The organism is Vibrio splendidus, assembly GCF_001557875.1.
In the GTDB taxonomy this organism is placed as follows: domain Bacteria; phylum Pseudomonadota; class Gammaproteobacteria; order Enterobacterales; family Vibrionaceae; genus Vibrio; species Vibrio splendidus_F.
Genome location: NZ_LNRF01000001.1, coordinates 568,986 through 593,657 on the forward strand (window position 1 = coordinate 568,986; position 24,672 = coordinate 593,657).

Below are 24,672 nucleotides of genomic sequence, written 5' to 3' on the forward strand. Positions count from 1 at the left end.
AGTCTCACATTAATAACCTCAACCACCATAATGGCATTGATGTGAATTTCGATAGGCCAATCCAACTGCCGTTAACGAAATGCAAGGGAACTGCCATGTTCGCCTCGGTGTAACTGCTTGTTAAGGCTCTTTTATGGCACCGATTGTATAAGCATAGCCGCTTGATCGGGCTAGGTAAGAGATTTGTAGGGAAGTGACGTGAAGAGTTGATGGTTGGGTGTTGAATCGGTTAGAAAAAGAAGAGCAACCTCGAATGACGAAGTTGCTCTACTCTGCCCTGTCTTGATTTGACTGAAATAGGGGAGGTTTAACGCCTAGACTTTGTAGATCTTAGCCGGAAGTGCTTGTCTTGCTGCTGCGCCCACAACCCAATCCAGCATTACACCTTTGCCTTCTCTCGTCGGGTCAATCAAGCCTATATCATTAATGTTAACGCCATCGTTCGATTTCATTTTCACTGGTTGTTGTGTGTCACCAATCCAGTGCGCACGTTCACCGAGCTCTTTGTGGCCAAAACCATGTTCAAAGCCTAATGTGCCCGGCTTGATACCATCGATCACCATCGCCAATGCTTTTGTGGTTGCGCTCGGCGTTTCAATCGCAAATACGTCCCCGGTTTTTATGCCCGCTGAAGAGGCGTCTTGCGGATGAATGTACACCGGATTCACACCCTTGATAGATTCCAAGCGCGGCGACAGGTTAGACACCGCACTGTGAATGTTGGATTTAAAGTTAGTCAGAGTAAATGGCCACTCTTTTGCTGGGAACTGCTCAGCCAATGGCGTGCCGTCTGCCAACTTTTGTGGATACCACGTTGGGCAACCCATGTACTGCTCGCCACTGATGGTGTTGCGAGAGGTGCCAAGCTTTTCATTCCAAATAGCCAGTGGCTTGGTCCATTTGTACTTCATGGTTTCATTGGTGTAGGCATTGGTGGCGTCTTCAAAACGACCACCGCGCGCAAAGATGTACGCCACTTTTAGCATCTCTTCAGACTTAATTGTTTTGTTCATCGCAGGAACAAGGCGCTCAAGACCAGACCAAATAATGTCCTCAGCGTCCACATTCGGCACGCCGCCTTTGGCAAATGCTAAGTTCGCCGCAGAGCGCAGGTAGAAGTCTTCTGCACTGTGGATACCGTGCCAATTGCCTTGGCTGTCTTTGATTGCATCATCACCAAAGCCGCCTAGCTCGAGTGTTTTTGCCAGATCAATAAAGAAGTTCTCTAGGTTGATGGCTCGTCCGTCTTGAGTGCGTGAGGTTTTAGGCTCAACTATCGGCCAACGAGCGGTGATCGCTTTGGTAGCGACGCCGTGCCACGGTGTTGCCATGCCCCAGCTTTCGTAGGTTACCGTGTCTGGCACTAGGTAATCAGACAACGCTGTGGTTTCATTGATGAAGGCATCGATAGACACGATCAAACCAAGCTGTTTTGGATCCTTAAGCTTCTCACCTAGCAAGTTGTCTAAACCCGGTACACCATAAAGTGGGTTCGCCATGTGGTTGATCCACGCTTTTGCGCGGTAAGGGTAACCATCAATCGCAGCTGATAAGTGCTCGGTTAACAGCGGCGCAGAGATTGGATACCATGGCGCTCGCGTTGGGTAGGGGGATTCACCTGCGGCAACACGACGTTTGTATTCGCTGGTTTTATGATACGGGAATTTGCTGCGAGATAAGAACACGCCTTGAGGCTTCGTTTTACCCTTGAACTTGGTAAAGTCGTAACGAGGACCTGCGACCGAAGTTGGGTAGCCGCCCGCTTTCGCCATCGCACCGCCTTTCGCGTTGATGTTACCGATCAGCGCGTTCAGCATCAGAATAGAGAACGAGTTGTAGAAGCCGTTGGTGTGCATGTTACCACCATGAGTATCCACCACTGCTTTCGTTCCGTAGCTTGTGAAACGCTTCGCTAATGCAATAATTTGGTCTTGTGGGATGTCACACTGCTCGCTGTAGTAAGCAAGGTCATATTTGAAGGCTTCTTCTTTCAATCTTTGTAGGGAAGACTTAACACGGACAGTCTGACCATCAATTTCTACGTCCTGATCGACGAACAGAGTCGCTTCATTGACCTGAATATGTGATGATAATAGTGACGTTGTCACATTTAGTGCAACAAATGCATCATCGTCAGATAGTGGCTCACCCGTTTCTAGCAAACCAATATCTGATGCGCGTAGCATACGCCCGTTTTGTGGGTGTGTTTCGTCGCTGATCACAAGGTGAGATGCATTACACCAATGCGTGGTGCCTGCTTTCTTCATCGCTTGCGCACTTGGGCGAGACAAGAAGTCGTGATTGTAGCGCTGGTTTTCAATGATCCATTGGATCATGCCCAGAACTAATGCTGAGTCGGTGCCCGGTTTGATCGGCAGCCAGTTGTTACGATCGCCTGCAGCAAGGCTTGACGATCCCGCTGGAAGACTTGGAGTCACTATGGTGTAGCTGAGTTTTCCGTTGGTACGAGCCTCAGCTAATTGTCTTGCTTGACGCTTAAACGGGTTACCCGCTTGAGCCGGAGACATACCGATGAAAAGAATGAACTCTGCGTTGTTGAAGTCTGGTTTTAAGTGCGAGAACTTGTCTAGATCGTTCATGATCGCGCCTGAACCTGCGCGGAACGCGTAGCCACAGTAAGATCCGTGGTGACCAAAGTTGCGTGTGCCGTAACTGTTAAAAGCAAAGCGCTTCAAGATGTCGTCACGACCTTCATTACCGGCATTGGTCACAAGCAGTTGATTGGCTTTTGGGCCGTATTCAGGATTATGTGGATCAAGTGGTGTTTCAATGTCGCGAATCGAACGTAAGCCTTCGACTTCGCCCTCTCCGAATAGATCCCCACCCTCGGTAATCTCAGAGATAAGTTGTTCGTAGCTGATCGGTGCCCACTTGCCTTCACCACGCTTACCGACGCGTTTGAGCGGTTGAGTGACTCGGTAAGGGCTGTTTTGAATCTCTAACATGCCGTTGCCACGGGCGCAGGCTGTCGAACGGTTATTGATACCGGACTCACCAGACAAGCCAATGTAGGCGTCTTTTACCGGTGTTTTGAACGGGATCTGTTGGTCGCTTGATAGTGGATGGTACGGGTTGCCTGAGATACGCAAGATCTCGTCATTGCGATTATCGATACGTACACGCAAGCCACACAGTGTCCAGCAACCAAAACACATTGATGGTGCTACGCGCTGATTTGGATTCGGCGAGATCTTATCTTGTTCATCGACACTGTATTCCGTCTCTAGTGAGTTACCGTGATGGATGTGGTTGGTTTTCTTACCTGCGGTGCCATCGATAGTACCGTGAACCATGTGCTTTGTGGTTGTCGCATAACCTGCCGCAAAAGCTCCAACACCACCGGCAGCAAGGCCTGTTTTCAAAAATTGACGACGTTTGTTATCCATGATGATTCCTCAGGCTACAAGCTATGTGAGCGGTTAAGTGGTGACGATGTATTTTGGTTTGGCTTAGATGTTGTTTTTGTCGCAGAGCCAGTTGTTCTTGTCGATCCAGCAGACACGATTTCAGAGGCGAACAACGCAAGCGCTAACCAAAGGCCGCACATGCCAACTATGCCAAGTAACCCAGCGCTACCCATAGGCAGTTCGTAAGGGAATAGACCCACATCAAAACGTGGAATGGTTTGAACTTCCATCATGGTGACCCAACGTACCGCCCATGCTGAAACGATGGTCGCAAGCGCAACACAGATAATTCCTAGCTTACTTTGCGATAGACGTTGCAGAGGCAAAACTAAGATCATGCACAGCAAGATGCTGGTGGTCATGATGCCTAGATTGATACCCCAAGCGTCGTTCTCATACAGGTTGAAGTGACCATGGTTAGATGCCCAAATCGACGTAAGAATGATGGCAAGGCCACCCGTTAACGTAATGGTTCTTTGTACCAGAGCGAGGTCTGTTGGTTTTAAGCTTGGCTTGCTTGAAGGCAGTAGAGCCCAAATCAACAGCGTTAAACCCGTTGCAGCAAAAAATGCGGTCGTAAACCAAAGCAGTGGAGAAGCTGGTTGATGCCAAAGCGGGCGACTCGCCAAAATCGCAATCTCTGCACCAGTGTAAAGCGCGATACTTAAACCCGAAATAGCTGTCACAGCAGCGAGTGTAATCATCAGCTTTGTCGATACTTGCCACTGACCTAGTGTCAGCCAAGACAAGCGTTTTAGAAGTGGGTTTTCACTCTCTTTAAGTTGTGCAATGTCATCTCGCAGATAAACCCAAGCAGTCGCGACAGCTAGACCAGAGAACAGAGGGAGAAACAGAGATCCTAACGACATCCATGACCAAGGCGTGATGTGAGCATAGAAATGCCAAGCACGTCCGGGTTGGTGCAAGTCACCTGTTAACGCTAATGGCCCAACAATCGCGCCGATAGCCATCACAAGCACGAGGGCTGCTCGAAATTGATGGCTGGTTGAGTTTTTGAAGAGCAGTGCAATCAAAAACAGAATAGCCGCCGCATAAGCCGAACCAATGTAGAAGAAATATTGAACCGCCCACGGTAGCCAAGCGATCTCTTGAGCGGGAACTAACACCTCAGTGATATTCATGCTGTCTCTCCTTGTTTGCCTTGTGTCGCGATTGCCAATTCTTGTTTGCTAGAGGATGAGTTATCGATGGTGGCTGGATCATAAATCGCAGGCTGACCTTCGATATGGCTAACGAAACGCTCGTTCATGCCGATATAGAAAACATGTGGGTTGGTATTCTGCTCTGGCTTAAGCACTTTGATGTCGTCTTGGTTTTCATTAAGCAGGCGGTTGATCTCGCTGTTTGGGTCTTTAAGGTCACCAATGACACGCGCGCCACCAACACAAGTTTCGACACAAGCGGGCAGTAAGCCGTCTTCAAGGCGGTGTGCACAGAAGGTACATTTGTCTGCGGTAAGGGTGTCGTTATTGATGAAACGAGCGTCGTAAGGGCAGGCTTGAACACAGTAAGCACAAGCTACGCAGCGTTCGTTGTCGACCATTACAATGCCATCTTCACGTTGGAAGGTCGCTTGAACAGGACAAACCTTGATGCACGGAGCATCGTCGCAGTGGTTACACAGGCGAGGCAACATGAATGACTTCACCTCTTGTTGAGCAGTCGAACCATCATCAAGGGAGACTTCATACTGTTTTACGGTGGTTCTGAACTGACCAATTGGCGCTTGGTTTTCAACGCTACAGCCAACAGTACACGCCTGACAGCCAACGCATTTACGTAAATCAACCGCCATGGCGTAGCGTTTACCCACTTCGCCTTTGCGGTCTGGTTGGTTGTTATTGCGAATGGCTGTGCTGGCAACTGCGGTGTTGATTCCGGTAATGGGAATGAGCGCAGCACCAGCGGAAACTTTGCCGAACTGGCTGAGAAACCGTCTTTTCAATGAGTCCATATTGGTACCTATAAATGGGTATTCTATCTGTTGGGCTCATTGTCAGATTTTGGGCGTACGCGGGGTATTGTGGATTTCCACATACCCAGATCAAAGTTGATCTAGAACAAATGTGGTTTTAGCAACCTAGCTGTTATGCTTTGTTTAAAGGCTCTATTTAACGTGTCGTCAATGCGTTATTTGAGTGATGGATATGCCGTCAGTGTGGAGAAAGAGATTTTAGTGACAGTCCGAAACCTAATATCAATTGTTAGCCTTTGTTGGTTGAGCTTAACCGCAGGAATCTGTTTAGCCGCTCAAACGGAGCAAGAAATTACAACGACAAGCACTGTTGAGTCGGAGCAGGTTATTGAGGTCGGTGTGCTGGCGATCCGAGGTAAGCTTTCCGCGCAGCAGCGTTGGCAGCCGACGATGGATTGGTTGTCGGAGCGCATTCCCGGCAAACACTTTGTTCTCAAGCCTTTCAACTTAGAAGAGATGGCCGAGGCGGTAAAAGGTGTTGAGGTCGACTTTGTCATCACCAACCCGGGTCAGGCGGTACGATTAGGTCGTCAATATGACCTCTCTTGGATGGCGACCATGACCAGCCATAACTTCGAAGATCGAAGCATCAGCAATACCCGAAGTATTGGCTCTGCCTTGGTGGTGAGAAGAATGTCGCCTTATATTTCGCTCGAACAATTGAGTGGTAAGCCGATTGCGGCAGTATCTGAAAATGCATTCGGTGGCTATCTAACAATGCGTTATCAAGTGATGCAACAAGGGCTTAATCCCAACCACTTTTTCTCTAACACCCAATTTTTAGGTTTCCCAATTGACGCCAGCTTGTATCAACTGCGTGAAGGGCACATTGAAGCGGCTGTCGTACCAAGCTGTTTAGTTGAGAACATGATCAGTGAAGGTTTGCTGGTGGCAGAGCAATATAGAATTATCGAGAATCAAGCACCAGAAGGATTCCGATGCCAAGTGTCTACTCCGTTGTACCCCAACTGGTCGTTTGCCAAAACAGAGCGGGCTTCTTCGGCACTGGCCAAACAAATGAGTCAGGTGTTATTTGCGATGCCTAAGAGCAGTGCGCCCGCGATTGCAGCGAATGCATCGGGTTGGACGCCACCGACAAGCCTGCTCTCGATAGACAAGCTTTATCAACAACTCGACATGCACCCACTGCAACAACCTTGGTGGAAAGAGGCGTTAATTTGGCTTAAATACAATCAACAGTGGGCATGGGCGTTCTTTATTTTGGTGGTGTTACTGAATGCTTACCACTTTTGGTTGGAATACAAATTCAGTCGCAGCAAAAAGCAGTTAGAAGCAACGCTGCACAAGCTGAAAAGTAAGAGCGAGCAGTTAGAGCACTCTCAACGTATCGCGGTAGTTGGTGAGCTTGGAAGCAGTTTGGCACACGAGATCAATCAACCCTTGGCAGCTATTCGTAACTATAGCGAAGGTGGTTTACTGCGGATTTCGAAGAACAAACCGCTGACTGATATAGAGCCTGTCTTCGAGAAGATCCAGTCGCAAGTGGATCGTGCTGACGCAATCATCCAGCGCTTGAGAAACATGATCAAAAAACGTTCATCAGAGAAGTCTCAGACCGATATTGAGCAGTTGCTAACAGACACCATTGAGTTACTGCAATTCCGATTACAGAAGCACAAGATCAGCATTGAACGTTATGCGGTGGGCAAATCTATCAAGCTAAATGTTGACCCAGTGGGCTTGCAACAGGTAATTGTAAACCTGATCAACAATGCGACCGATGCGTGCAACGCACAACAGCAACGTGCGATGTCTGATATTGATAACAAAAACAGTGAGCCGGCGACAATTAAAGTGATTACCGAGTATCAACCGGATAAAATGATGTTGTCGATTATCGACAACGGCACGGGTTTAGATTTCACTGAACAAGATGTGACTCAAGCTTTTGTGAGTAGCAAAGAAAACGGCTTGGGGCTTGGGCTCGCGATTTGCCAAGATGTTATTGAAGATCACCGTGGGCAAATGACGATCACGTCACTTACCCCACATGGATGTCATGTTGCGGTGACACTGCCTTTCTCTCTTTCAAGTGATTCATAAGGAATCTTGTTATGTCTGAACTTCATCAAAGGCTTCCTGTTTATGTGGTTGATGACGATGAGTCGATGCGTGACTCGTTGGTGTTCCTATTAGAAGAGCATGATTTCACCGTGTCAGCTTTTGAAGATGGCCCGAGTTTTTTGGACTCAGTAGATTTGAGTGCACCGGGGTGTGTGGTATTAGACAGTCGAATGCCAGAGATGAGAGGGCAGCAAGTTCATGAGTTGATGGTGAAAGTGCAGAGCCCACTGTCGGTGATTTACCTGACGGGCCATGGTGATGTGCCAATGGCGGTTGAAGCCCTACAAGCTGGCGCGGTTAACTTCTTTCAAAAGCCTGTCAAAGGTAATGAGTTAGCCGAGTCAATCAAACAAGGTTTGGACGCTTCTGAAAAGCACTTACACATGAATGTGCATCGCCAAGCGTACGCATCGTTAACCGAGCGTGAGATAGACATCCTCAAACAAATTATCGACGGCAAGCGTAACCAGAAAATTGCTGATGAATTGTGCATCGCAATGAGAACTGTGGAAGTACACCGAGCGAGTTTGATGAAGAAGCTTTCTGCGAAAACAGTTGCTGAGTTAGCATACATTTATGGGCAGCTCACCTAAGCATAGATGTAAGGTATTAGGGATGGGGAATCATTACTTTTACCACTGATTCTCTGATGACAGGTGGTCTTCATCAGTAATCGATATTGAAGCAAGATCACACCATTTATTGAGTGCATAAGGATGGGTCTTAGGAGACTTTTTATCGCTATGTATTCCTGAGATACTGAACTAAGTTCATTTTATGGCGGAACGTTTTAATAACGGCGCGTTTCCCTGTAATTCGAAACATTCACTATAGGTTGATAACTCCTCGACACCGAGGCTGATATCAGCCGAGTTAGGTTAAAATATTTTATGAGTACAATGGGAATCGCAATTGGTGCGACGGCTCTTTCGTTAATACTTGTCGCTGTGTGGCTGATCTCTTTATCGCTAAGAAAGCAGCGCTTGGAACAAGAACGTAAGGCTCGTGCTGTCGCTTACCGCAAAGCGATTGAAAAAGCGCGCATACAAGAGCAAAAAGAGCGTCACTTCAAAGCCGAAACCGGGCATGTACCGTCGATTCTGTATTTGGCGAAAGAAGCTGAACGTAATAATATTAAGGAAGCTCTGTATTGGTACGACAAAGCGGCGCAACTCGATAATATCAATGGCATGTACGGCATTGTACGCCTAAGCATGAAGCGCAAAGAAGACCTGATTTTAAGAGAGAAAGCCAACTTTTGGCAGCTAGCAATCTCTGCTTTAGACAATGACGTATCGGCGAAATTCGAGATGGGTAAAGCGCTCGTCTTTGGTCGTGGAACCGATAAGAACATCCCTAAAGGCTACACCTATATCGAAGAGTCTGCGGCTGGTGGTAATACCGAAGCGATGCTGTTTATTGGTGACTGGTGTCTAGATAAAGAAAATCCGGACTACTCGGCTGAAAGCTCTGTCGAGTGGTACCAAAAGGCTGCTGAAAAAAATAACCTAGACGGCAAGATCAAGCTCGGTATGAGTTATTTGAACGGGGTTGGTGTTGAGCCTAATCATGGTGAGGCTGTTTACTGGTTTGAGACGGCTGCGGAAAAGAACAGTGCAGAAGCGATGTTTAGAGCTGGTGAGGCTTGGATCGACCATGGTGAACACGGCAACGCCATCGCGTATATCTGGCTATTTCTATCGGCCCATTTTGGTTACTCAGAAGCGAAGCATTTGAGGGATAAAGTCGGCGGGGAGCTTGGTGTAGATGCCGTCGTGGGCTTACAGGCTCTGACTAAGCCGATAATGACTAAGCTGACCCAAGAAGCAATCACTAAGCATTCAATCATTAAAGCGCTTAATAAGCTCTACAAACGCAATGTACCTGTTCCTAAGAAAGTAAAAGCAGTGCTCGATGAAGAAGGTAATGAGTTGAATGTAGATGCGAGTCAGATAGAGACTCAAGTGTCGAATGCTCAAGAGACTAATGTCGATTACAGCCAACAGGTGAATGCCGAGCTGGCCCCAACAGATAAACAAGCTACCCAGAATAGTGGCCCCCTAGACTTCAGTCAGTCTGCTGTTGAGTCTAACTGGAATCGAAATCAGTAAGTAGCGCTCATTAGCTGTGTACGATGGTCTATGGATCAACTTGCGGTTAGTCGGCAATAGTTTTAGCTCTAATCGAGAATCTCAAGACAACAAAAAGGGAAGCAGATGCTTCCCTTTTTATTTATGTGTTATTTGCTTTTAGAGCTTAGAGCTTAGAGCTTAGAGCTTAGAGCTTAGAGCTTAGAGCTTAGAGCTAAAGCCTAATACCTAAGAGCTTATTAAGCTTTGTTTTGCTCAGCTTTACATACAGCCGCAGTGAACACTACGTCTGTTGAGCTGTTAAGCGCTGTTTCAGCTGAATCTTGAATCACACCGATAATGAAACCAACCGCTACAACCTGCATCGCTACGTCGTTTGAAATACCGAATAGGCCACATGCTAGTGGGATAAGCAGTAGTGAGCCTCCAGCAACACCCGATGCACCACACGCAGATACCGCAGCAACAAGGCTTAGTAGGATCGCAGTGAAGATATCAATCTCAATACCCATCGTATGTACAGCAGCAAGCGTTAACACAGTAATTGTGATTGCAGCACCCGCCATGTTGATGGTTGCGCCTAGTGGGATAGATACAGAGTACGTATCTTCATCTAGGTTTAGCTTCTTACAAAGGTTCATGTTAACTGGGATGTTTGCAGCACTTGAACGAGTGAAGAATGCCGTTACGCCAGATTCACGAATACATTGCAGTACAAGTGGGTATGGGTTCTGTTTTGTCTTTGCAAATACAAGCAGTGGGTTAACCACAAGAGCAATGATCAGCATTGAGCTTAGTAGAACCGCTAGAAGTTGACCGTAGCTTGCAAGTGCATCGAAGCCCGTTGTTGCGAATGTTGTCGAAACAAGACCGAAGATACCGAATGGCGCAAGACGAATAATGAAGCGAACAATGTGTGAAACACTGTGGCTAAGGTCTTCGAAAACCGCTTTGGTTGTTGCAGATGCGTGGTGCAGTGCAAGACCAAGACCGATTGCCCAAGCAAGAATACCGATGTAGTTCGCGTTCATTAGTGCGCTCACTGGGTTATCTACAAGCTTGAATAGAAGGGTATGAAGAACTTCCGCAATACCTTGAGGAGGATTAGCACCTTCAGCGCCAGCAACCAGTGTCAAAGTGGTTGGGAACATGAAGCTCAGTACTACAGCAGTAAGTGCTGCAGAGAACGTACCAATCAGGTAAAGCACAATGATTGGACGCATATGAGTATGCTGACCTTTCTTTTGGTTTGCGATAGAAGCTGCAACAAGAATGAATACTAAAATTGGGGCAACAGCTTTCAGAGCACCAACAAACAGACTACCTAGTAGGCCTGCATCTTGGGCTGCTGAAGGAGAAACCATGGCGAGAACGACACCGAAAACAATACCAGCAAGGATCTGTAGAACGAGATTTCCACGAGCGATGCGGGCGAGCATGTTGTGATTTTGCATAAAATACCTGCAATTGTTAATTTATTATAGTGATGTATCTTTTTATAAAGTTGTACCAAATCCGACTATACACTAGTGGAATGGGCGCTCATATTAGCGGGATCTAAGAGGGTGTCTAGGAATAGTTTACTTTTAGGGTGATTGTTTGCGCTACGTGGTGTTTTTAGAGCTAAATGTTAAATAAATGTATTTTGATTGAGCTATAAATCTGCAAAGTGACATTTAATAGACTCAATATACTGTAAATTTGGAAATGTAAATGGCTATTGGTAAGAACATTGTGTGCATAAATAGCCGTCTATATCCTGATTATTATCAAAATACTCGATTAATTAACGGCATGGAGTAAAAGCGTATGTAGCGGTTGTTTTTGGTTAACCAGCGCTTCGCAACTCTTGTTAATCATGGTATCTCTCCTAATCGTTTAACTAACGTATTTATATGTTTATCAAGGACTCCCTTCTAAGCTTTCGTAAATATTCCCGCAGATATATTTGATGTATATCACGGTCTTTTCGGTGATCTGCCTTACAAGAAGTTAGTTATTGACGTAATTAACCTGATTTAGCTGTTGTGAAGGAGACGGGTATATCTTGTGTCGGTCTTAATTTACAAGAGTAAGAGCAATGAGTTTAATCAGTATTCCTTATGTAGAGACCTCTGCAGATACCGCTTTGCATATAGCAGCCGCTATCGTGCTGATCAGCACCATAGCGGCGGGCCTGTTCGGTTTTTGGAAGCTTCATGAAATTCCTATTCAAAAGGCTCATCAGACAGATCATCATCAGATAGGGCTGATTACCGCGCTTACCTGGATTGGTTTCATCTGGCACTGGGTGTGGGTGCTCGCCATTATCATTGCTTTTGTAGATTTTGAAAAAGCCATTATCCGATTGCGTGATTTATGGAACTCGCCGGCTCAAGTTAACAAATCAGAGGATGTCTAAATGTTAGAAGGTTTAGCTGTTTGGTGTTTATTCATCTATTTATTAAGACTGGTTGGTATGCCCTGGAATGCGGGAACTAAAGCATTTGCATATTTAGGAGGCAGTGGCTGGCTATTGTTTGTTTGGGTCGGGCTAATTAACTACACACCGATGGATCTATCTGGTGGCTCTGTAGTTCAGTCCCCTCATATTCAGCTCCGCCCAACCTCAACCAATGTGTCGGGCAAGGTCGACCAGATTTACATCTCCCCAAACCAACGTATTGAGGAAGGGCAGTTAATCTATGGGATTGAAGACGAGCCTTATCAAATTGCTTATGAGCAAGCGAAGATTTCTCGTAACTCAGCACATGTGGCCATCGGCACTGCGATAGAAGAAGTAAAAATTGCCGAATCCAGCTACCAGGCAGCGTTACATGATTTTGAAATGACGCAGAGTGAACTCCTGACGGCACAGTCTAATAGAGACTTACAGAAAAGAACGTTGAAGCGTTATCTTGAACAAAATCGAGTCGTGCGTAACACGATCACGGAAAGTATGATTGATAACCAGCAAACGGTCGCCGATTCAGCTACGTATACTGTGGCCAAGCTTGAGTCACAGTTGAGCAAAAAGAAATCTGATGTAGAGAAAGCCAAGCTACAAATCATTAAAGCGGAACTCTTGGTTGAGTCGCGTCAATCGGACTATAGCGAATCACTGCAGAAGGTGAATAAGGCGAAATGGGATCTCGATGGCACTAAGATCTATGCGCCCACTGACGGTTTTGTGACTAACTTTATTCTTCGTGAGGGGCAGCTTGTTTCTAAAGTTCCAAGATTGCAGATGTACACCAATGAAAAATACGTGTTGATGCGCGTGAATCATCAAGCAATTAGAAATGTGAAACCGGGTCAATTGGCTGAATTTACTACTCCAGTTTATCCAGGGAAAGTATTCACTGCAGAGGTTGAAGGTATTGTTGAAGCGACAGGTGAAGCACAAAGCAACTTACTCGGCTTTGACCAGAATGTTCGCTCTACGACAGGCAAGAACCTACAAAATAAACATCACTTTGTTAGGTTGAAAGTCTTTGAACCTGAAGGCTATAGCGTACCAGTCGGTTCGGTTGGTTTAGCTTGGATTAGCGGAGAAAAGCCAACAGAGCTTATGGCGTTTCTTGATGTGATACGTGGAATCATTTTACGTATGAAGTCACAGCTCTATTACTTCTACTCTTTCTAGAGCCAGAGTTGATTCGGTTATTTAATTTCGAATTATTCAAAATAAAATTATTAATGAAATTACGGGCCACAGTCGTGGTCTGTAATTTTAATATGTTTGCTATTCAGTGAATATTTAATCGAAAGTCTAAACTTAACTGGAATATATTTATGCTATTCATGTCTTCTGCAACAAAACAACGCATTAAACCTATTATCTCTCTATTGTTATTATCGAGCTTGGTGGGCTGTCAGGCGACTCAACGTCAGGACGCAACGACTGGTGAGATGGAAACGAATTCCACTACGAAAGGTGCTGCGATTGGTTCTTTGTCTGGTGCTGCGATTGGTCTCCTGTCCGGGGATAACTCAAAAGAACGGAAAAAGAGAGCATTAATTGGGGCAACGGCTGGTGGTCTCATCGGTGGAGGAGTCGGTTACTCACTGGATAAGCAAGAGGAAGCTTTGCGTCAGGAGTTGCTAGATTCAGGCGTTCAAGTAAAGCGTGTTGGTGAAAATGAGTTAGTGTTGGTGATGGAAAACGGCATTGGTTTTCGCTCTGGAGAATACCTACTTGAACCGACGCTATACAATTCATTGAATGGTGTTGCGAGAATACTGGTCGAGTACCCAGATTCGTACTTGCAGATAAAAGGCTATACCGATAGTACAGGTAATGACACTTTTAATCAGCAGTTGTCTGAAAAACGTGCTGATTCAGTAAAAGCTTACTTAGTGAATCAAAAAGTTAAAGGCGCACGGATCAGTGCCAGCGGCCTTGGTGAACGTTATCCTATTTGTGACAATGCAACCGCAGACGGAAGAGCCTGCAATCGCCGTGTCGAGATCAGTATCCAAGCCATCTAGCGAGGCGACACAAGCTTTCATATCCGCAAAGTAGAGAAACTTTGCGGGTGTTTTATTTTATTCCAATGATTTGAGGTATTGTTTCGGTGTCATGCCTCGATGTTTCTTAAACATATGCGTAAAGCTATCTAGATGGTTATACCCTAAGCTACTTGCAACTTCGTCAACTGGTGTTGATTGGCTAAGCATCTTGACCGCTTTGTTGCTCAAGACAAACCCACACATCTCGGTAAAGTTATGGCCATATTTATGGAATCTACGTTGAAACTGCTGAATTGATAGGCCTAACAGCTTCGATACTCTTTCGAGTGTAGGTAAACCAAAATGACATGAGTAGTTAATGGCTTCATAAACTAACTTGGTATCATCGCTTGGATCTGGCATATCTAAGCATCGATCCAAGTCCTCAAAATTTAACGAAAAGGTTTGTTTGGTATCTTGATTTTCAGCCAGGTTTGCCAAGCGTAAGTTGGAATGAAACCAGATCTCCGTTTGATGATGACGCCATGTTACATCACAGCCAAAATAGTCTCGATATAGGCTCTCATCAGAACGCTCTCCTGAAAGTAATACGCGCATCGGAGCGAAATCTGTCCCAAGGTATTTTTTCAATATCTTTAACATTAAAACAGCGACTCTAATGCTGTCATGAACGTCTAAGTACTCTGCATCATACTGATTGTTGTAAGTCCATTTGATGATAGACCCGGCTGGTGCAGCAACCCAAAAAGCGCCAGATTGAATACATCCCATACCGTAGTTCACCTTTCTGACCGTCGACATTAAGTCATGGCCAGAGAACATCCATTGGCCTAACCCGCCCAAATCTTCGACCCGAAAATGGCGCACAGCCTCGAGCATAAAGTTTGGATTTTTTGTATAGCACTCGAGTTCGTCATAAAGCTGAAATACCTCAGAAATGGGCAACAGATTCATTGTGTGACTAAACGCGGATTGGGGAATTGTCTGTGGGGAGGTTTGAGCTGAATAATATTGATTACATACGTTGTAATACAAATTCATCAGGCTATTTACCCTTATAAAGTAAGTTTTTTTGATAGTCATTGATCCATCCAATCCTCAGTAGATTATGTCATAAATATAGCATTGATGACGTAAATTAACGAGTTATAACAGGCCTCAACGATGTTAGGTAACATCAATTATATCGGTGAAGTGGTGACACCAATATTAGTTAATAATGGTGTTAACTACTATTGGTGATAGCTATAAATACCGAGTTGAGTAAACCTCAAATACAATCTTTGAGAACCATTTAGAACGACAAATAAATTGGATAGATAAGACAGAAGAACTGTTAAATGATTGAGCTAGCATAATTGAAGTGGAACAAGGAGGAAGTTCATGCTCAGTAAAAGTCGATCAATTGATCGCTTTCCGATCTCTTTACCATCTCCATTCCCTATCTAAAACTAATCAAGGCATTGTAAATGCAGAAGCTAACCTTTTTAGCGTTAAGTTGTACCCTATTATTAGGCTGTTCATTAAATAAGGCAGCTGAGAAAAAACACCAACTCGTTGATGGTTATATCGATATTACTAATAAAAATATTAAAGACTTACCGCAGCTGTCAAATGTTATCACGTTTGAACATTCTAGATTTCCCAATCAAGCTGAAGAGCCGCTTTTTCCCTCGTCGGAAATTATGTTTCAAGACCCTGCTTTAGAGTCGAGTCTGATAGAAAAAGAACATTTGATTGCGTTAGACATGCCCTTAAAAGTCTTGGTATATATAGACGAAAATGGAGACCCTAACGTGACTTGGAATCAAACTCGTTAATCGGAGGTGAGTTACAACGTTAGCTTTACGGTTGAGGATATATAACAATATTATGAAGCTTTGGTCTATTGCATTAGTGACTTTAGTGCCTTCTTCCTTGAAGGCCTAGGCTTTTGCTATCTGTAAACTGAATAGCCAATATTGGAGAAGTAATCACCTAGAAGTTTTCAATCATTTGTACGAAGGGTACTGTTGAAACATTTCAGCGATCTCCTCGTAAATCAGTTCTTCACGTTCCTCTGAACTCATTGAGTGAGTTAACTTTCGACTTGAATTCGCTGTCCATACTACGATGTTTGTTCTGTCATCGATCAACTCAACAACTAGGTGTTCATACGCTTGTTTTTGATAATTTTGTGGGGTGGCTATCATCCCGTGAACATTGTTCCGACTATAGCCAACACCAAAGGAAGAGTTTGAAGAAACAACTTCTGATTCTTGCTGAAGTTGATAGCGAACATATAGGTCGCCGCCGTCTTCCACAAACTCTACTTCAGTACGGTCCATTTCTTTGATGATCGCATTTTCAACTCTAATTGAATCAATACTAATTGGCCTTTTGTTCTTCGCTTCATTCGTTATTTTAAGTGAACCAAAGTCATAGGTTTTATACTTCGAAAAATCGGTTTGTCTATCAAAGTCGGTTTGTATTGTAGAGCACGCTGCTAGAGGAAACGTTAATAATATGGTTGTTAGACGAAGCATTTTCTATCTCCTTGGAAGGTGGTTTGAAATGAATATCTCTTCTTATGGTGATTATACTTGTCTGGTATTCGATATTTTTTGTTCGTTATATTCAGTCAATTTGATAGTAAAAAGTGATGTGATTAATCGTATTTTGACTTTATTGTTCAAGGAGGAGTTATATTGAACTGAATAAATGGAGTCGTTAGCGTGATGATTAACTCGGTAAGAAAAATTCCAACGATTATAAATGGTGAGTTTTTACTTTCTGAAGCAGCCGATATCTTAATATCTTTTGTTGATGAGGAAGGGAATGGGTAGATAAAGCCCCACGTGTTTAACACTATGGGGCTAAGCTTGTCTCAAATACAACTTATAGTCATTAACTTAAAGGTTTAGTCAGAAGCTTTTTTAAGATTTCGACTTTCTGATTGAACGGTTTTGTACATCTTCGAAAGCTGCTTACTGTTAGCGCGTTGCTCTGCCAATGAGGCACCATTTCTGGCTTGCTCTCGCAATAGCTTTTGATAGTTATTAAATCGTCTTTCAGACAACTCACCACTCTCAATGGCTTTGCGTATTTTGCATCCAGGTTCTGATTCATGATGGCAATCAGAGAAACGACAGTGCATGGCTAACTCTTCGACATCAGAAAAGGTTTCACTTACCCCCTCGGCGCAGTCTGCAAGTTGCAGCTCTCGCATTCCTGGAGTATCAAGCAGTAAGCCGCCCGATGTTAGTAAATGCAGTGATCGCGACGTCGTTGTGTGTCGGCCTTTGCTGTCATCTTCACGGATGCCACCTGTGGCTTGCTGAGTTTCCCCAAGCAGCGAGTTGACTAGCGTCGATTTTCCGACACCAGACGAACCCATCAAAGCAACAGTTTTGCCGGTTTTACACCAAGGCGACAATACTTGAGTAGAGCCTTGGTCTAGGCTGTTAACGGCTTCTATCATCAGCATTGAGTCTAAGCTTTGCACTTGCTGTACTTTGTCTTGGTAGTCGTCACACAAGTCTTTCTTAGTTAGGACGATCACCGCCTCAACCTGAGCTTCATTGGCGAGCGCGAGATAGCGTTCGATACGGCTTAGATTAAAGTCGTTGTTTAACGAAACCACGATAAAAACGGTGTCGATATTGGCTGAAATATATTGTTCAGCCACACGACTGCCCGCTGCCTTTCGGCTAAAGAGTGATTGGCGTTCTAGCAAGCGGTCGAACTGAAGTTCAGAGTTCAATATTACCCAGTCGCCAACGGTCATTGCCGGTTGGTTGTGGTGAATGGGCAGAACTATTTCGCCTTGCTCTGACGCTAATGTATAGCCACTACGGTGATGTGCGACGATACGAGCAATGACAGAATGGTCATAGTCTTCGAGTGTCAGTTGTTGTTGGAATACAGGTTGCCATCCAAGTTGTTGAAGTGACATTGGATGAGAAAATGCGTTTTGTGAATTCATGTCTATTTACCCAGACGTGCGAGCTTGATGGTATGAATTAAAAAGCGTCGAAACGTCAAAAATGCTTTAGAGTTTGGGTCGAATTCAAATAGATAGGACCCCGGATTGATTCATGCATAATGTGCATGCCCTGATCATGTGCGATCAAGTGTAAACCGGGTAAAAGTGTGCGGTAGCCAGTTGGTGGCTTAATGTTGGTAGTTCGAAATTAAAGTTTGCTTAACCAAACAAAATTAACGCGTTACTTTTACTGCCAGTTTTAGTGTTTTCATTACAATCATCTTCTTTTCTCCTAGGTTGTTAATGTGGTCGAGCTTTGAATAAAAAGCGAGCGCAGTTTAGCAAAAAGCCACGATGGCGAAAAGTCATCGTGGCTTAAATTATTTTATCAATTGTGAGTACGATTAATGATGGTCGTGGCTCATCTTTTTCATGCCGCTCATCACTTTCTTCACTGGTGCATCGAAGGTTTGCGTTTCACCGTTGGCAAAGGTCAGTGTCATCTCGATTTGCTCACCTTCTTTTAGGCTGCTCTTTAGGTCGAACAACATGATGTGTAGGCTACCTGGTTTTAGTACCGCTTCACCATTCGCAGGGATTGTAATCTGTTGAACTTGGCGCATTTTCATGACGTCGCCTTCAACGATAACATCATGAAGCTCTACCTTTCCTGCTGCTGGAGTTGTCGCTGAAACAATAGCGCGGTCTTTATCACTGTGGTTCATAAGAGTCGTGAATACTGCGCTGTTCACTGCCGTTGGCGGTGTCGCACGAGCATACGCGTCATGAACCATAATGTCGCTATTAGCGTGAGCAAGAGGAGTGAGCAGTAAGCCTGCTAGAGCAAGTGCTTTTAACTTCATGTTGTTGTCCTTATATTTTATGTTTTGGTCTGGGACCTAACTTTATGTTTGAACTCTATTCGTTAAGTTCTTTGTTTTTACGTTTTACTGCGTCAGTTTGTTGATGGCCTCAACAATTGGCGCAGGTGTTAACGTATGCGGCACTTTGGTAATCAAGGTACCGTCGGGCTTTAAAAAGTAAAAATATGAGCTGTGGTCAAGGGTGTATTCCAACTCTGAACCTTCAAGCTTGGTCTTTCTAAAAATAACACCGTAGTTGTGTGCAAGCGTTGTTGTCACATCTAACGGACCACTTAATCCTTCCATCATTGGGTGGAAGTATTGCGCGTATTCATATGAGGCTTCAGCTGCATCGCGCTCTGGGTCTAGAGAAACAAACATCGGACGAATCTTGGCTTTTGCTTCATCAGAAACCTGGTTAAGCGCTCCGGCTAACATTGCTAGTGAGGTAGGGCACACATCTGGACAGCGTGTGAAACCGAAGTAAACGATGCGAATTCTGTCATCGGCCTGGTCAAAGATTTCCGTTGGTTGGTTATCTTTACCAAAAAGGGTTGTTGCAGAGAATTCTTGCTTTGCAGCGTGTTGCTCTTGAGCTTCGTTTTGCCCATCAAGATAGCTTTTGACACCAAAGCCAAGTACAAACGCTACCACTAATGCTAACGACCAATTCTTACTCATCTTGCCATCCTTATTGCAGGGTTTACGGTTTCAACACCATCGGTGAGTTCACCAAGCCAAGTCATCTTATCCATGGTGCACACAGGTAAAATCACGTCACCTTCATAGGTATTGTTGCCAATATGCTTTAATTGAAAACGTGCCGAGCCCATTTCCATCTCCAAGCCAGTAAGCGACAGCATTAATGTGTCAGAGGCTGAGTCTTCCCACACCACTTTGATTTTTGTTGGGACCAGAGGTTGAGCAGTCTCATGTTCAAGAGTCATGGCAACGGTATTTTGCTCACACGATATCGTTGAAAGCATGCAGTAGTCTTTTAAATCGACGTCAGGAGAGTGGCTCTCCATTACTGATTTAAATTGCTCGATTGCTTGTGGTCCATAAAAACCTGCCACGAGAGCAATACCAAGCGCTGCAACCTTTAATACTGGGTGCATGTCGTGTTCTCATTTGATTTTATAAGAACGGCGATGGTATCACACCCCTCAATATGTGCTTGTATCAAAAAGCAATTTTGTGCGTATGGTAGATATAAAAAAGCGAAGCCATAAGCTTCGCTTTTGTTTGTTTAATAGAGAGGTGAGCTTAGTATTTCTAAGTTCTATCCGTTCTGAACACGCCCTAGTCAGCGTTACGCTCTGCAAATTTCTCTAGCCCTAGAACCAATGCAATCGCAACAAACATCATCGCAATCGCCATGACAAGTTGGGAAGGCTGAGAGGTTACGGCTTCAAAATCAAACGGTGATAGGTTTTCTTGAATCAGAGGAACTTGTTCACCTTTTGAGTTTGTACGCCAGCTGATGGTCTCTTTCCACGGCCAAATCTTAGGCAGCGTACCGATCATCAAACCGGTTAAGAACACTAATGTGAAATCGCGGAATGAGCGTAATAACCAAGAAAGTACGTGTGAGAAAGTTAGTAGGCCAATCACACAGCCACTAAGAAATAGCGCAAGCACATCGATTTGGAACTCTTTAACTGCACCAAGAACCGGACCATACATACCAATCAATAGCAGAATAAAGCTACCCGAGATACCCGGCAAAATCATCGCACAGATCGCAATCGCGCCCGCAATGAGGACATTGATGCTGGTCGGTTCCATTTGCAGCGGCTTAAGCACGGTAATGCTATAAGCGAAAGCAACGCCAAGCAGCAAAAACACGAATCGAATCATATCGCGCTTCTCTACTTGCTTAAGAATATGGAAAACCGACACCAAGATCAGGCCAAAGAAGAAAGACCACAGTGGAACAGGATGGGTGACCAATAACCAAGAAATCAGTTTTGCGAATGTCGCAATGCTGGTGAACACGCCTGCGAACAGTGAAATTAGGAAAAAGCCATTGATGTGGTTAAACGCGGCTTTGAAGCCTTCGCGCTTCCATAAACCAAGTACGCTAGGGTTAATTCTGCGAATGCTTTCTAAAAGCGTATCGTAAATACCTGTGATGAATGCGATGGTTCCGCCTGAAACGCCTGGGACAACGTCGGCTGCGCCCATTGCCATGCCTTTGAAAAAAGTACTTAAGTAGTTCATTGCTTCATAGAGTTGAGGATGATTTTGTGCAGTATACAAACTTTAGTGTAAAAAAAGTATGAATATGCCACTGGGTCGATGCTTTTATTACCTCTTTAATTGTAAGGCAATACGTTGATGTGAATATCTGCCTAATATTTAAAATACAATCACTTAGTAATTTATCATTAATGGCAGGGATGAAACTGATCTCTTATCAATATTGCATCTTGCTTGCATTATGCAAATGCACTTTGCAATTCGCATGATAAATTCATGGTTTTTATGCGATGTAGGGCTTATAAAACGCCGAATAAAAGTTGGCACGCTAACTGCATTATGTACATTGACCCTTCTTAAGCCGAGGGTCACCTAGCCAACTGACGTTGTTAGTGAACTTATGATTTGTTCACAAATATATAGAGCCAATCGCGATTATTGCGGTTGGCTATTTTTTTGCCTGTCGTTTGGTGAGCTCCTTTTTTCTATTCCCGCCCCTATACTTTTAGGCCCTAAACTGCAGACCAAAAAAAAGCCAGCCACCATCGGTGACCAGCTTATGTTTTCTCGAATCTCGAATCTCGAATCAGTATTAGTAGCCCATCAGCTGCAGCAAGTTCTCCGCTGTGCTGATTGCTTCTTTACGGTTAGCAATGTTGAGCTTTTGGTAAAGGTTACGGATGTGAGTCTTGATAGTGGTACCCGCTACATCGAGTTCTTGAGCGATCTGCTCATTACTGAACCCTGAATAGATTAGACCAAGTACTTGCCATTCACGCTGGGTGAGTGGGCTAGTGCGCACCAGCTCAGGAATGTTCGGGTGATTAACCAAGTTCTCAACAAAGTCTTCATCGAAGTGAACAGAACGGCTGCGTTGCGTGGTCGAGATATCCTTCATGATCTGTTGAGCGCGATGGCGTTCTAAGTCACCTAAGCCTGGCTTGTTGCTCAACTTATCCAAGATATGTCCGATAGTTCCACCGTCGACCAAGAAGTTACCGACCATACCAGTTTGGTTAGTCATATGAAGCGCTTCTTCAAGCAAAACACGAGCGCTGTCTTCATCGTTAATTTGTGTACGTAACACCGCTTCAACGATCAAGTTGCGGTTGGTGTCGGTAATCAGGTGTGAACGCTGAGCTTCATTCTTCAAGAACGTCAAAGCTTCTTCGGCCTCTTCGTATTGTTCAAGGATGATGTGAGCGCGAACGATGTTTCGCCACTGAAGTTGGCAGAAGTGGTTGCTTGCCGATTCAGGTCGAACAGCCACACTCAGCCAATCACGTATCGCCTCTTTATCGCCTTTTACTTGCCAGAACAGAATCAAAGAAAGAGAAGCGTTTGCCGTCCAATCTACGTGGTAAGTTGATTGACGCAGAAGGTGTTGGATTTGGTCAATAAATTTCGACGCTTTATCAATCTCGCCGCGACTTAGTGAAATACGAGCCAGCATAGAATAGCTGTGCAGATGTTTACTCGGAGAGTGGTGGCCAAGGATGTCTAAGCCTTTGTAGCAGCACTCTTCCGCTTCATCCAATCGGTTCCAACACCAGAAGATCTGAGCTCGAACACGCAATAAGAATTCATGCAGCGGAACGTATTGAAGTTGATGCTCTTCAATCAATTTGAATGCACTGTCTTGTAGTTCAAACGCAGCTTGAACATAACCTTGAGCAATCAGAATTTCGCTTTGTTGCAGAATCGCCCATAGTGCCTGATGGTAAACTTGATACTGACGTGCCAGTTTTTCTGTTTGTTGCATCATCGGTAGCGCACGGCTTAGGTTACCCATTACGTGATTCACTTCGCCCACAACTGAGGTTGCGACAATGCGGCTACGATAAACGGTGGTGTTCAGTTGGCTCAACGAAAGCTCAGCCAATTCCAATGCTTTCTCAGGCTCATTGCTGTTAATGGCAACTTGTGCACGTAAGGCGTTGTATTGGCCTTGCTGCTGAGTATCGAGTTCAATGTTTCGAGCTTGATATTGAGTCTCAGCCTCTTCCAACAAAGTACCCACTTGGTCATAGCGGTGCTGACTTTGTGCCAACCATGCGCGCAGCATTGAAAGCTTTGGCTCGCTGTAGAGTTGATCGGTAGTCAGTTGCTTGATCGCCATCTCTAAAGATGAAAGCTCACCTTGGTTGAACATTGGCCAACCGTGCTCAGTCAGGATTTGAATGATCAGCTCTGGATCTTCAGCGCGCTGTGCGTGGCGCAGAGCTTGGTGTGGAGTGTTTTGCTTGATCCACGCTTTTGCAGCACTTCGGTGCAGTTCAGCTTCCTGTTGAGGAATCCGAGCTTGACGCTCATGTGCGAGGAATTCACCAAACAAGTTATGGAAGCGATACCAGTTCTTTTCGCCCTCAAGTGGGTAGATGAACAAACCAAAACGGTTGAGTGATTCGATCATACCTAACGCATCTTCGCGCTGTGTAAGTGCACAAACAAGCTCATCGTTGAAGTGATCAAGCACTGAACACTGCATCAAGAATTGTCGGGTTTCTTTGTCTAGCAGGTCGAATACTTCTTCAACCAAATAGTCCCAAAGATGGGCGTGGTTAAAGTGAGAGAAAGACTCTGCGGACTGTGCCAGGGTGCGTTTTTGGTGTTGTGCTTGTAGCGCGATAAGTTGCAGCGCAGAAGGCCAACCCTCTACATAACTACAAATACTGTCTGCAGTGGTGTCATCAATGCCGTCGGCTACGCGTTGGTTGAAAAAGCGTGTAGTTTCTTCGGTATCAAACGCCAACGAGTCATTACCTAATTCGATCATTAAGTCACGAACGCGCAGGTTTGCTGTACCAAGTGGTGGGGTACCTCGACTGGTGGCAACCAACGTTAGGTTGTCGGGCATGTGTTTGAGGAAGAAGCGCATGGCTTCGTGGATGTCGTCATTGTTGACCAAGTGATAGTCATCCAACACCAGAAAACACTCGTGATGGAATTCCGACATCTCGGCGAACACTTCACTCAATAAAGAATGCAGTGATGAAAACTGTCGTTTTTCTGCCAGCTTTTGGGCATTCGGACAAGCATTTTGAGTCGCTTTATTAAGTGATTGAAGTAGGTAGTTGATAAAGCGGAAGGCATCGTTGTCACTATCATCAATGCTGTACCAACCCACATTGGGTTTATCTACCAGCCATTGTGCTGCCATGGTGGTTTTGCCGTAGCCCGCTGGAGAGCGGAACAACACAAGCTTATAGCAATCTGCATTGTGAAGCAGATCGAGAACCCTAGGTCTTAGGATTGCATTATGTAAGCGGCCGGGACGAGTCAGTTTCGATGGGATCCACATGTCGAAGTTTTACACCTATTCCGTGGCTATGGTCTGGAATATTTCAAGCACTCATTGAGTGCAGTCCAATGACACTAGCCTAATTACTTAAGTCTTTACTCATATTACGTGAAGCAAAACGACACCGACTATGATCCTCCGCAGAAACCTTGCACTCCTGCATGTTTTTAGGCTTCTACGCCCTTTATTTGAGACTTTGCTCACGTTGTGGGTTGGTTTTTGAATGTGACTTAGTTCATTTCTACACGGAGATTTATGCAAAAGATGAGAGTAGGAAAAAAATTTCGTGAT

General features: G+C 44.9%; 19 protein-coding genes. 7 read left to right on the forward strand and 12 right to left on the reverse strand.

Going from position 1 to position 24,672, the window contains the following annotated elements; genetic code table 11:
- Positions 1-314: 314 nt before the first annotated feature.
- Genes ATB74_RS02485 through dsrO form a run of 3 tightly spaced genes read right to left on the reverse strand, consistent with a single transcriptional unit; the run spans position 315 to position 5,403 of the window.
- Positions 315-3,407 carry a tetrathionate reductase subunit A gene (locus tag ATB74_RS02485; protein ID WP_061016318.1) on the reverse strand — a complete coding sequence of 1,031 codons (3,093 nt, stop codon included), beginning with the start codon at positions 3,405-3,407 and terminating at the stop codon, positions 315-317.
- A 14-nt stretch (positions 3,408-3,421) separates the two neighbouring features.
- Positions 3,422-4,570, reverse strand: a complete 1,149-nt coding sequence (gene nrfD / locus ATB74_RS02490) for an NrfD/PsrC family molybdoenzyme membrane anchor subunit (RefSeq protein WP_061016322.1) — start codon at positions 4,568-4,570, stop codon at positions 3,422-3,424.
- Positions 4,567-5,403, reverse strand: coding sequence for a sulfate reduction electron transfer complex DsrMKJOP subunit DsrO (dsrO, locus tag ATB74_RS02495; protein ID WP_061016323.1), 837 nt, complete (start codon positions 5,401-5,403; stop codon positions 4,567-4,569). Before dsrO ends, nrfD begins: the two co-directional genes overlap by 4 nt.
- 222 nt (positions 5,404-5,625) lie before the next feature.
- Between dsrO and ATB74_RS02500 the strand changes: the two genes are divergently transcribed.
- The 3 genes from ATB74_RS02500 (at position 5,626) to ATB74_RS02510 (ending at position 9,620) form a co-directional block, all read left to right on the forward strand.
- Positions 5,626-7,488 carry a sensor histidine kinase gene (locus tag ATB74_RS02500; RefSeq protein WP_060981129.1) on the forward strand — a complete coding sequence of 621 codons (1,863 nt, stop codon included), beginning with the start codon at positions 5,626-5,628 and terminating at the stop codon, positions 7,486-7,488.
- Positions 7,489-7,499: 11 nt separating this feature from the next.
- Positions 7,500-8,102: a response regulator transcription factor gene (locus ATB74_RS02505; protein WP_061016325.1), complete on the forward strand. Its 603-nt coding sequence runs from the start codon at positions 7,500-7,502 to the stop codon at positions 8,100-8,102.
- A 306-nt stretch (positions 8,103-8,408) separates the two neighbouring features.
- Positions 8,409-9,620, forward strand: coding sequence for a tetratricopeptide repeat protein (locus ATB74_RS02510; protein ID WP_061016327.1), 1,212 nt, complete (start codon positions 8,409-8,411; stop codon positions 9,618-9,620).
- Between the two features lie 218 nt (positions 9,621-9,838).
- On the opposite strand, the gene sstT is transcribed toward ATB74_RS02510, so the two are convergent.
- Positions 9,839-11,053 carry a serine/threonine transporter SstT gene (gene sstT, locus ATB74_RS02515; protein ID WP_048661005.1) on the reverse strand — a complete coding sequence of 405 codons (1,215 nt, stop codon included), beginning with the start codon at positions 11,051-11,053 and terminating at the stop codon, positions 9,839-9,841.
- Positions 11,054-11,679: 626 nt separating this feature from the next.
- Here sstT and ATB74_RS02520 point away from each other — a divergent pair.
- The 3 genes from ATB74_RS02520 to ATB74_RS02530 all read left to right on the forward strand — a co-directional run bounded on the left by ATB74_RS02520 (position 11,680) and on the right by ATB74_RS02530 (position 14,069).
- Complete coding sequence (locus ATB74_RS02520) at positions 11,680-12,000, forward strand: hypothetical protein (RefSeq protein WP_060980626.1); 321 nt, start codon at positions 11,680-11,682, stop codon at positions 11,998-12,000.
- Positions 12,001-13,224, forward strand: coding sequence for an HlyD family secretion protein (locus ATB74_RS02525; RefSeq protein WP_061016329.1), 1,224 nt, complete (start codon positions 12,001-12,003; stop codon positions 13,222-13,224).
- Between the two features lie 158 nt (positions 13,225-13,382).
- Positions 13,383-14,069, forward strand: a complete 687-nt coding sequence (locus ATB74_RS02530; protein WP_432215312.1) for an OmpA family protein — start codon at positions 13,383-13,385, stop codon at positions 14,067-14,069.
- A gap of 57 nt (positions 14,070-14,126) precedes the next feature.
- Here the strand turns inward: ATB74_RS02530 and ATB74_RS02535 are convergent, their stop codons facing one another.
- Positions 14,127-15,134, reverse strand: a complete 1,008-nt coding sequence (locus ATB74_RS02535) for an AraC family transcriptional regulator (RefSeq protein WP_061016331.1) — start codon at positions 15,132-15,134, stop codon at positions 14,127-14,129.
- Between the two features lie 386 nt (positions 15,135-15,520).
- Here ATB74_RS02535 and ATB74_RS02540 point away from each other — a divergent pair, with 386 nt between their 5' ends.
- The gene (locus ATB74_RS02540; protein WP_060980623.1) at positions 15,521-15,871 is read left to right on the forward strand and encodes a hypothetical protein; all 351 of its coding nucleotides are present in this window, start codon (positions 15,521-15,523) and stop codon (positions 15,869-15,871) included.
- 171 nt (positions 15,872-16,042) lie between these two features.
- Here ATB74_RS02540 and ATB74_RS02545 read toward each other — a convergent pair whose 3' ends face one another.
- The 7 genes from ATB74_RS02545 to malT all read right to left on the reverse strand — a co-directional run bounded on the left by ATB74_RS02545 (position 16,043) and on the right by malT (position 24,381).
- Positions 16,043-16,576 (reverse strand): DUF4136 domain-containing protein, encoded by a 534-nt coding sequence (locus tag ATB74_RS02545; protein WP_061016332.1) that lies wholly within the window; start codon positions 16,574-16,576, stop codon positions 16,043-16,045.
- 374 nt (positions 16,577-16,950) lie between these two features.
- Positions 16,951-18,015, reverse strand: a complete 1,065-nt coding sequence (rsgA, locus tag ATB74_RS02550; RefSeq protein WP_061016334.1) for a ribosome small subunit-dependent GTPase A — start codon at positions 18,013-18,015, stop codon at positions 16,951-16,953.
- A gap of 404 nt (positions 18,016-18,419) precedes the next feature.
- Complete coding sequence (locus tag ATB74_RS02555) at positions 18,420-18,878, reverse strand: copper chaperone PCu(A)C (RefSeq protein ID WP_061016336.1); 459 nt, start codon at positions 18,876-18,878, stop codon at positions 18,420-18,422.
- Positions 18,879-18,962: 84 nt separating this feature from the next.
- Positions 18,963-19,559, reverse strand: coding sequence for an SCO family protein (locus tag ATB74_RS02560; protein WP_061016338.1), 597 nt, complete (start codon positions 19,557-19,559; stop codon positions 18,963-18,965).
- Positions 19,556-19,996: a hypothetical protein gene (locus tag ATB74_RS02565; protein ID WP_061016340.1), complete on the reverse strand. Its 441-nt coding sequence runs from the start codon at positions 19,994-19,996 to the stop codon at positions 19,556-19,558. Before ATB74_RS02565 ends, ATB74_RS02560 begins: the two co-directional genes overlap by 4 nt.
- A 184-nt stretch (positions 19,997-20,180) precedes the next feature.
- Positions 20,181-21,101 carry a DUF368 domain-containing protein gene (locus ATB74_RS02570; RefSeq protein ID WP_061016342.1) on the reverse strand — a complete coding sequence of 307 codons (921 nt, stop codon included), beginning with the start codon at positions 21,099-21,101 and terminating at the stop codon, positions 20,181-20,183.
- 571 nt (positions 21,102-21,672) lie between these two features.
- The gene (gene malT, locus ATB74_RS02575) at positions 21,673-24,381 is read right to left on the reverse strand and encodes an HTH-type transcriptional regulator MalT (protein ID WP_061016344.1); all 2,709 of its coding nucleotides are present in this window, start codon (positions 24,379-24,381) and stop codon (positions 21,673-21,675) included.
- Positions 24,382-24,672: the final 291 nt, after the last annotated feature.

Bases quoted from the DNA above. Each gene is read 5' to 3' on its own strand.
- ATB74_RS02485 (WP_061016318.1), bottom strand. From the start codon at position 3,407: ATGGATAACAAACGTCGTCAATTTTTGAAAACAGGCCTTGCTGCCGGT.
- ATB74_RS02565 (WP_061016340.1), bottom strand. From the start codon at position 19,996: ATGCACCCAGTATTAAAGGTTGCAGCGCTTGGTATTGCTCTCGTGGCA.
- ATB74_RS02535 (WP_061016331.1), bottom strand. From the start codon at position 15,134: ATGACTATCAAAAAAACTTACTTTATAAGGGTAAATAGCCTGATGAAT.
- ATB74_RS02560 (WP_061016338.1), bottom strand. From the start codon at position 19,559: ATGAGTAAGAATTGGTCGTTAGCATTAGTGGTAGCGTTTGTACTTGGC.
- dsrO (WP_061016323.1), bottom strand. From the start codon at position 5,403: ATGGACTCATTGAAAAGACGGTTTCTCAGCCAGTTCGGCAAAGTTTCC.
- ATB74_RS02530 (WP_432215312.1), top strand. From the start codon at position 13,383: ATGTCTTCTGCAACAAAACAACGCATTAAACCTATTATCTCTCTATTG.
- malT (WP_061016344.1), bottom strand. From the start codon at position 24,381: ATGTGGATCCCATCGAAACTGACTCGTCCCGGCCGCTTACATAATGCA.
- ATB74_RS02540 (WP_060980623.1), top strand. From the start codon at position 15,521: ATGCAGAAGCTAACCTTTTTAGCGTTAAGTTGTACCCTATTATTAGGC.
- rsgA (WP_061016334.1), bottom strand. From the start codon at position 18,015: ATGAATTCACAAAACGCATTTTCTCATCCAATGTCACTTCAACAACTT.
- ATB74_RS02570 (WP_061016342.1), bottom strand. From the start codon at position 21,101: ATGAACTACTTAAGTACTTTTTTCAAAGGCATGGCAATGGGCGCAGCC.
- ATB74_RS02555 (WP_061016336.1), bottom strand. From the start codon at position 18,878: ATGAAGTTAAAAGCACTTGCTCTAGCAGGCTTACTGCTCACTCCTCTT.
- ATB74_RS02545 (WP_061016332.1), bottom strand. From the start codon at position 16,576: ATGCTTCGTCTAACAACCATATTATTAACGTTTCCTCTAGCAGCGTGC.
- sstT (WP_048661005.1), bottom strand. From the start codon at position 11,053: ATGCAAAATCACAACATGCTCGCCCGCATCGCTCGTGGAAATCTCGTT.
- ATB74_RS02510 (WP_061016327.1), top strand. From the start codon at position 8,409: ATGGGAATCGCAATTGGTGCGACGGCTCTTTCGTTAATACTTGTCGCT.
- ATB74_RS02505 (WP_061016325.1), top strand. From the start codon at position 7,500: ATGTCTGAACTTCATCAAAGGCTTCCTGTTTATGTGGTTGATGACGAT.
- ATB74_RS02525 (WP_061016329.1), top strand. From the start codon at position 12,001: ATGTTAGAAGGTTTAGCTGTTTGGTGTTTATTCATCTATTTATTAAGA.
- nrfD (WP_061016322.1), bottom strand. From the start codon at position 4,570: ATGAATATCACTGAGGTGTTAGTTCCCGCTCAAGAGATCGCTTGGCTA.
- ATB74_RS02520 (WP_060980626.1), top strand. From the start codon at position 11,680: ATGAGTTTAATCAGTATTCCTTATGTAGAGACCTCTGCAGATACCGCT.